The sequence below is a fragment of the Microcoleus sp. CAWBG640 genome (assembly GCF_020883015.1).
Taxonomy (GTDB): Bacteria; Cyanobacteriota; Cyanobacteriia; order Cyanobacteriales; family Microcoleaceae; genus Microcoleus; species Microcoleus anatoxicus.
In genome coordinates this window covers 179,610-188,567 of sequence record NZ_JAHRFC010000005.1, presented here as the reverse complement: position 1 = coordinate 188,567, position 8,958 = coordinate 179,610, and the positions used below count along the sequence as shown (strand labels likewise).

The following is an 8,958-nucleotide window of genomic DNA, read 5'->3' as shown; positions in this document are numbered from 1 at the left end:
TTATAACGGCATCACAATTCCGGGTGTCAGTGTCGCCATTACTGATAACGACACGGCAGATTTCAGCGTCACACCTACAAACATAACTGCTACGGAAGGCGGTGCAACTGGCAGTTACAAAATCAAGCTAACTTCGCAACCGACTGCACCAGTTAGTATTAGTTTTAATACTGGAAATCAACTTAATCCGATCGCCACACCGATTACTTTTGACAGCACTAACTGGAATGTGGAAAAAACTGTCACTGTCAGTGCGATCGACGACAATGTAGCACAAGGAACCCACAGCGGCACGATCGCTCACACAGCTACGAGTATCGATACAAATTATAACGCGAAAGTCATTCCCAATGTGACAGTATCGATTACTGATAACGATAGTCCCGGTGTTTCTATTGTCCAATCAGGAGGCGGCACAAATATTGCTGAAGGCGGCGCAACGGATACCTACGGCGTAGTTTTGACTAGCGCGCCTGCTGCAAACGTTACGATTAACTTTGAAACTGGGAGTCAAATAAGTGCGATCGCACCTCTGACTTTCACGCCGAATAATTGGAATGTTGCTCAAAATGTCACTGTAAAGGCGATCGATGACAGCATAGCGCAAGGCACGCGCAGCGGCACGATCGCTCACAAATCTGTCAGCACCGATACCAAGTATAATAACCTGACGATTTCTCCCGTGAATGCCACGATTACTGACAACGATACCGCAGGCGCGAGTATTTCACCTGCGAGTATAACAGCTACAGAAGGCGGTGCAACAGGCAGTTACACCATCAAACTAACTTCGCAGCCAACGGCACCAGTTACTATCAGTTTTGATACGGGAAATCAAATTAATGCGATCGCCTCTGTTACTTTCGACGCTACTAACTGGAATGTGGCGAAACCAGTCACAGTAACGGCTACAGACGATACGGTTGTGGAAGGAAATCATGCAGGGGCGATCGCCCATTCTTCTACCAGTACCGATACTAACTATAACAGCATCACAATTTTGCCCGTTAATGTCGCCATTACTGATAACGACACTGCGCCAATATCTCCAACACCAATAAATCCTACCCCAACACCAATAATTCCAATAACAACTCCAATACCAACACCAATACCAAAACCTCCAACACCAATACCAACACCAATACCAACACCAATACCAATATTCCCCACACCAGCACCAACAACTTCGATAATAACTCCAATAACAACTTTAATACCAACTCCCATACCAATATTTCCAATACCAAAATCTCCAACACCCACACCAATAATAACACCAACACCTCCAACACCAACACCAGCGCCAACACCGGCTGGAATTACTGTTAATCCTGCAAGTGGATTAACCACCACAGAAGCAGGTAAAACAGCAACATTTGAAGTCAAACTCAACAGTCAGCCTAATGCTGATGTCAAGATAGATTTAGCAAGTTCCAATACAGCAGAGGGAATAGTTTCCCCGGTATCTCTTACCTTCAATTCAGCTAACTGGAATTCACCGCAAACAGTAACAGTTACAGGTGTTGAAGATAATATTGTTGATGGCGATAAAACTTATACCATTGTTACTGCCCCTGCTGTTAGTACGGATAGCAAATACTCTGGGTTAAATGCACCGGATGTTGCTGTCACCAATAGCGATAATAATACTAGCAGCAGCACGTTAGCCGTTGACCCTGTAACCGGTCAGGAATACGAAAAAGGTGAGCTTTTAGTTAAGTTAAGGCCTCAAGCGAGCGAAGCTACAATTCAAAGCGATTTATTTGAAGCTAACGGTGCGATCGAAGTCGAAAACCTCGTGCCTCCAAGTCCTCCGTCAAATGCCATTAATTCTGCATTTTCAAGTGGTACATTTTTCTCCCGGAGTGCATTCCAATTTGGAAATTTTACGCTTCCCAACCTAAATGTGGACTCGACACAAGAGCAATTACCGCAATGGCGATTGGTGAAAATAGCAGCCAACGCAGACTTGCAACAGGTTAAAGAAAATTTAGCTCGAGATCCCAGAGTAGCAGCGGTTGAACTTAATTACACAGTATCGATCGACCAGTTTTCAAATAACTTTAACTTCAGCCAGCTTTTCAACAATGTATCGATTCTGGATACGCCAAGCGATCCGCGACTTAATGAACTTTGGGGTTTGAATAATACCGGACAAACTGGTGGAAGATTCGATGCTGATATTGATGCACCAGAAGCATGGGATATTCAAAAAGGCAGCAAAAATGTGGTAGTTGCAGTAGTTGATACGGGTGTGGACTACAACCACCAGGACCTTGCTGCTAATATCTGGAGAAATACAGGGGAAATAGCAGGTGATGGCATTGACAACGACCGTAACGGCTACATAGATGACGTGCGCGGCTACAATTTCATCAATAATAATAACAATCCCACAGATATCGCCAGTCACGGAACTCATGTTGCGGGTACTATTGGGGCAGTTGGCAATAACAACATTGGCGTTGTAGGCGTGAGTCAAAATGTTAGCATCATGCCTTTAATGGTTTTTAAAATATACCCTGATGGCAAATTGCTTGCTTCAACCGACGCCCTCGTAAAAGCTATTAATTATGCCACCCAAAAGGGTGCAAAAGTGATTAACGCTAGTTATGGGGGTCCTTCTTTCTCCCAAGCTGAAAAAGATGCGATCGCCGATGCTAATAAAAAGGGTGTTTTGTTCGTAGCAGCAGCAGGTAATGATGCTAAAAACAATGATACTGTCGCACACTACCCTTCCAATTACGATCTCCCTAATATCATTGCGGTAGCAGCTACAACTGACAGTGACCTAGTAGCTTTCTTCTCCAACTATGGAAACAATTCAGTAGATTTAGGGGCTCCAGGACAGAGTATTCTCAGTACGATTCCAGGGAATCAGTACGGTTTCAAAAGTGGAACTTCAATGGCTGCTCCCCACGTAGCGGGAGCGGCAGCCCTACTTTTAGCTCAAAACCCCAGTTTGAGTGTTACACAGCTAAAAGATATCTTAATGAAGACTACAGACCCGCTTACTTCTCTGAATGGAAAAACGGTTAGTGGAGGGCGTTTAAATATTCGCAGAGCTCTCAACCGCCCACCAGTATTAAACTACGGCCCTACAACAACTCCGTGGCACTATAACTATCTAAATGTCAGCAACTCATCGACATTCAATTACACTTTTCCTTGGAACACTTTTACCGATCCCGATCCGGGAGATACCCTCACCTACTCAGCAACCCTCAACAACGGTCAACCCTTACCTTCTTGGTTGAGATTCAACCCCACTACTCGCACCTTTAATGGTACAACTCCAGGGCTGCAAAATTTGGCAATTAAATTAACAGCAGTGGATACGGTAGGTGGCAGCGCGAGCGATGTGATTAACCTGACACTTAGCAGTCGAGGTGTGGTGATTGACGGATACATTGCGGGTGCGACTTTGTTCTTCGATGCTAACAAGAATGGTGTCCTCGATGCCGGGGAACCATCAACTACTACTGACTCTAATGGTGAATATAATCTTGATATTGCTTTCGAGATTTTCGACAAAAATCAGAATGGGGAAATTGACCCATCAGAAGGCAATTTAGTTGCTTTTGGAGGCACTGACACCGCTACTGGTTTGCCACTAGAAACACCAGTCACAGCACCTGCTGATGCCAGTGTTGTCACCCTCTTAACCAGCTTAGTCGCCGACTTGATTGACAAAGGAATTGCACCGGAAATAGCACAATCTCAGGTCAAATCTGCTCTTGCCATTCCCGCTGACGTTGACTTGACAAGCTTTGACCCGATCGACGCCACCAACAACAAGCAACCGGGCGGCGTCCAAGTCTTAGCAGAAATGGTGAAAGTCCAAAACTTCATCACTCAAACTAGCGCTTTGATTGATGGTGGTTCTAGTGCAGCTACCAAGGATATTGTCAAGGCTGTTGTCAGTTCAATTACAACTCCAATTCAATCTGGTACTGTTTTAAATCTAAGCAATGCAGCAGTTTTAGAACCAATAATTCAGCAAGCAGCCACTAAAATCAAGCAGATTGACTCCACTTTAGACAGTCAAAAAGTCAACTCTATTACCTCGCAAGCTGCGACAGTAATGGCAACAGCAAATCAACGCATTGATTCGGCTGTTTCCAGCACAGCCACTCCAATTACTCAAGCAGTTGCCCGTGTTCAACAAGTAGCTTTGGGCGCAACTACTCAAGATTTCAAAGCAGTTGGCGCGGGCAATAAGACAATTTCCCAACTCGTTACTGACAATACTGGTGCTGCATTAGATAGCAAAATTCAAGCCGTAACATTACCTGTTGGGATTGCGACTCCTGTTGTCAGTGGCGACGCAGATTTGGGCAGCAATTCTCCCGATCGCATTCTCGGCACAGATAGCGACGATATCCTGACTGGCGACAGCGCGAATAATTTGTTGATGGGCATGAGGGGCAATGATTCTCTCGATGGTGGCGCGGGGAATGATAGTCTTTTCGGCGGCAAAGATAGCGATATTTTGCTCGGAGGTAGCGGTGATGATGCGTTGTTTGGTGGTCGCGGTGCTGATAGCTTGAATGGCGGTGATGGCGATGATATTTTGCTCGGAGGTAAGGGTGATGATGTGTTGTTTGGTGGTTTGGGCAGTGATAGTTTGACGGGAGGTGCTGGCAATGATAAATTCTTGCTTTCCACCAATTCCGGTACTGATAATATTACTGACTTTGAAGTTGGTAAAGACTTGTTAGTTTTGGGTAGCGGGCTGACTTTCTCCCAACTTTCAATTACTCAAGAAAATAGTTCAACATTAATCCGCTTGTCTGCAACTGGTGAAATTTTAGCATCTTTGAATGGGGTGACGGCAAGTGCGATCGGTGTCGCAAATTTTGGCTCAATCTAATGTCTGGTAAGCTCAATATAATGTCTGGTAATAGGTAATGCGTCATGTGATATGCAATCGATCGCCAATTACCTATTACCTCTCCTCCCTCCCTCTCCTCCTCTGAGTTGATCGAGGGGATATCTAACCCGCATTAGTATTACCCATTACCCGGCTGTTGCAAGTACAATCCCTGAAACCACACCAACTATGACACAATTAACATCTAACTTTGAATGGCTCAAACAATTCGGCACACCCGGTGGGGATTACCTCGGAGACACAGCATTTGACAGTGCAGGCAATCTCTATCTGATAGGAGAGGCCTACGGCATTTTAGGTGGCACAAATCCAAGTAGCAATAGCTGGATAACCAAATATGATGCCGGTGGCAATCAGTTGTGGTCGGTCAAGCAATTAACGAATCGATCTTCGAGCAAAGTGACAGTAGATAGTGCAGGCAATGTTTACGTCGCAGGAACAACCAATACTACCAAGCTTTTTGAGCAAAAGGACGCTTGGGTAGCTAAGTATGACAGCACCGGCAACCAGTTGTGGCTCCAGGAGTTCAACTTCACAAAATATGATGAGTATCCATCTGATATAGCGGTGGATGATGCTGGCAATGTCTACCTGACGGGAACAGAAGGATTTTCAGGTATAAGTCGAACCCCAGGCCTCAGAAGGACTTGGATCGCTAAGTATGACGGCAGTGGCAACCAGTTGTGGTTGAAGAAAGTCGAGTCTGGCAGCGACGACAAATTCCCCATTGGCATAGCAGGAACATACCCCTATGGCATTAAGGTGGACAGCAGCGGCAATCTCTACGTGGTGGGGAAAAACTTTAATAGATATGTAAACTTCAGTCTACCGCCACCGGCTGATGGTAACACTTGGGCGACTAAGTACGACAGCAATGGCAATCAGTTGTGGTTCCAGCAATTCGGGACGGCAGTACAAGGGCTCTCAGACTTAGCACTCGATAGCGCTAACAATCTCTACTTGATGGGAGCAGTCAGTGGCGCTTTGGCAGACACCAATGCCAGCAATCTAGATATTTGGACAGCTAAGTACGACAGCAATGGCGAGCGATTGTGGGTCCAGCAATTTGGGAGTCGTGAAGATGATTATCCCTCAGAGTTAGTAGTGGATAGTGCTGGTAATCTCTACCTGACGGGGATAACCAAGGGTGATTTGGGAAGTCCTAATGCAGGCAATCTAGATATTTGGGCAGCTAAGTACAACAGCAATGGCGATCGATTGTGGCTCCAGCAATTCGGCAGTCGTGAAAATGATTCTCCCTCAGACTTAGTAGTAGATAGTGCTGGCAATCTCTACCTGACGGGAAAAACCAACGATGCTTTGGCAGGTCCCTATACAGGCAGTACAGATATTTGGGCAACTAAGTATGACAGTAATGGCGATCGGTTGTGGTTCCGGCAATTCGGAACTGAGGAATCTGGCGAGACGTTTAACTTAGAACTCGATCGCGCCGGCAATGTCTATTTGACTGGAGGAACTAAGGGCGCTTTCGGAGGTCCCAATGCCGGCGGTAATGATATTTGGCTTGCTAAATCCAGCACGAGTACAGAGGAAGTTACGCCGACACCAATTATCGGTACTGATGGTGACGATTTCCTGGCAGGAAATCGCAGCAACGATACCATCAGCGGTAAACAGGGAAATGATACCATCATCGGCTTTGATGGCAGCGATCGGATGTACGGCGATTTAGGAAATGATTTTCTCGATGGTAGCCAAAAGGATGACACTCTCTATGGTGGCAAGGGTAATGATACTTTGCTTGGAGGTAATGGTGATGATGTTTTGATGGGCGATCGGGGTTCTGATAGTCTCGTTGGCGGCGAAGGGAATGACACTCTCTACGGCGGTAAGGGCAATGATACTTTGCTTGGAGGTAATGGTGAGGATGTTTTGATGGGCGATCGGGGTTCTGACATTTTGAACGGCGGCGATGGCAATGATATTCTGCTGGGAGGTAAGGGTGATGATGTTTTGATGGGCGGTTTGGGAGATGATACTTTGACAGGGGGAAATGGGAGCGATCGATTCCTGCTTTCCGCCAATTCTGGGGCTGATACTATTACCGATTTTGAATATGTAAAAGATTCGCTTTCTCTCAACAATGGCTTGAATTTTTTCCAACTTTCTATTACTCAAGAAAACAATGCAACTTTCATCCGTTTATCAGCAACCGGAGAGATTTTAGCTTCTCTAAATGGGGTGACTGCTAGCCTGATTAATGCTGCGGATTTCAATCTAGGTTAGAGCATTATGTTAGAACCCCGACTTATTCAACAAGTCGGCGTTCTAGCTTCTAATTGCAGCTAATCTAGCGCTTCAATTTGCGTTTGGCTGCTAGAATCCCCAATCCTGCTAAAGTACCGAACATAGTAGAAGGTTCTGGTACGGGTTCAGAAGCTTCTTTGGTAAAAGAGCTTTTAATGGCGATCGCATCATTAGCACATTCCGCAAACAAATTAGCAATATAACTCCCAGAAGGCATGGAGGATTTATTAAAACTAAATCCAATAGTTTGAGAACCTTGGGCATTAAACTGAGCAAAATTCAAACCCAGGACACTCAAAGTTTCTGGGGTGAGAAAATTTATTTCTCCGACTTTTGTACCCGAATCAATTGAGTTCATAACTGTCCAGTTACCTGTTTGCTCAAAATATGGGTCTGTGGCCGATAAATCGCCCATTGATGGTGTTCCACCTGCTGACTTCACGCGATCGTTGAATAAAGTTAAATTGGCAAAACCAGAGTTGGTTTGAGTAACGCTTTTAGCAGTAACTTTGCTGTAAACCCCTGTGGTAGCTACACCGGAGTCGTTTCCTTCTGCAAAACGGATACCAAATAAGTTGCCCTTTGCGTTAGCTGTGTTAAAATCTTGACCGGAAAAGTTGAAAAATAAATCGCCGTAATTGATATTGCCTCTTTGGACACCGCTGTTAGCATATCCTGCTAAGCTGAGATTGGAGTTGATGGCAATGAATGCGGTATCTGATGTTTCTTTGACGGCGATGCCATAAAATTCAAATTCGCCACCACCAATTTGAAGGCCGGTCACACCATCATTGAAGGAGTCGATCGCATAATTCCAGCTATTAGAGAGGGTGGCTGCGGCGGCTTTTGGTTGTTGTGCTGCGACAGTTGCACATAATAACATAGCGCCTGAGTAAACCCATCGCTTCAAAGTTTTAGAACTTGTATTCATTAAATGTTTCCTGGGGAATGAGTGGGAAGATAATAGTCTGTAGCTAACTATCTATAAAATTACCAATCCGACAATTACCTATTAGTTAGTATTGTTCATAAAATTATTATATTAAAATTTTATCTTAAAATTAGAAAGTCAACTCTTCTACGAATTATTTAAATTAAATCATGGATTATCGTCATTTTATTTAAAGTTTTGGTAAAGATATGACAGCGCTCAAACCAAAATTTATTTGTATATTTTCTAGGTGACAAGTATAAATTTTAACAAATATATTTCAGTAATTTTGTTATTTGCTAGACAAGATATAAGCAAGTGTTCTAAATAATCGCCGACAGTTCGTTAACGATCTTGACTCGCCCCTTGAGCACAGAACGCAGCAAACGGTTCAGGGAGTTTCTGTCTTCGTCTTCGAGAGATTCGTCCAAAACCGCGGCCATTAAGCCATAGCGATCGGCTATGGTCAAAGTGCCAGTATCACTCACAGAAGCAAGTATTTCTGAAATAGCGCCGGGAATCAGTTGAATGAAAAACATGAGGTGTTGATTGAACTCTACATATATATCATCCCTGGTTCTCCCAAAATCCCTCGTGATGCCGACATCGTATATCTGGTGATATTTTGATACAAAGTAGGTGACATTAGGCACTCTAATTGTGTGATGGTGAGAACCCAGAGACTACGATCCATGTCACAAAAATATTTTTGTGCACGCCAATCTAAAGATTTATTAATTTTTTTGAACTCCCTGGGCATTTTTACCCACTCATGCAAAAAACGCATTGCAAATACGCGAAAATTTCATAAAACTCTATTTTTTGTAAAAATAGCTACGAATATTTACGGTTAAGGGCTTTA

Annotated in this window: 4 protein-coding genes; 2 read left to right on the top strand and 2 right to left on the bottom strand. The window is 44.3% G+C overall.

What is annotated here, in order from left to right; genetic code table 11:
• Window positions 1-4,876, top strand: a 4,876-nt coding sequence (locus AAFP11_RS04845) for a S8 family serine peptidase (protein ID WP_341735994.1), incomplete at its 5' end; no start/stop codon positions are given.
• 189 nt (window positions 4,877-5,065) lie between these two features.
• A complete protein-coding gene (locus tag AAFP11_RS04840; protein ID WP_341735993.1) occupies window positions 5,066-7,144 on the top strand; it encodes an SBBP repeat-containing protein in 2,079 nt (692 codons plus the stop codon).
• 64 nt (window positions 7,145-7,208) lie between these two features.
• Here the strand turns inward: AAFP11_RS04840 and AAFP11_RS04835 are convergent, their stop codons facing one another.
• Together AAFP11_RS04835 and AAFP11_RS04830 are read right to left on the bottom strand one after the other, a co-directional pair.
• A complete protein-coding gene (locus tag AAFP11_RS04835; RefSeq protein ID WP_341735992.1) occupies window positions 7,209-8,096 on the bottom strand; it encodes a PEP-CTERM sorting domain-containing protein in 888 nt (295 codons plus the stop codon).
• Window positions 8,097-8,419: 323 nt separating this feature from the next.
• Entirely contained in the window at window positions 8,420-8,635 is a 216-nt protein-coding gene (locus tag AAFP11_RS04830; protein ID WP_341730798.1) for a hypothetical protein, read from the bottom strand.
• Window positions 8,636-8,958: the final 323 nt, after the last annotated feature.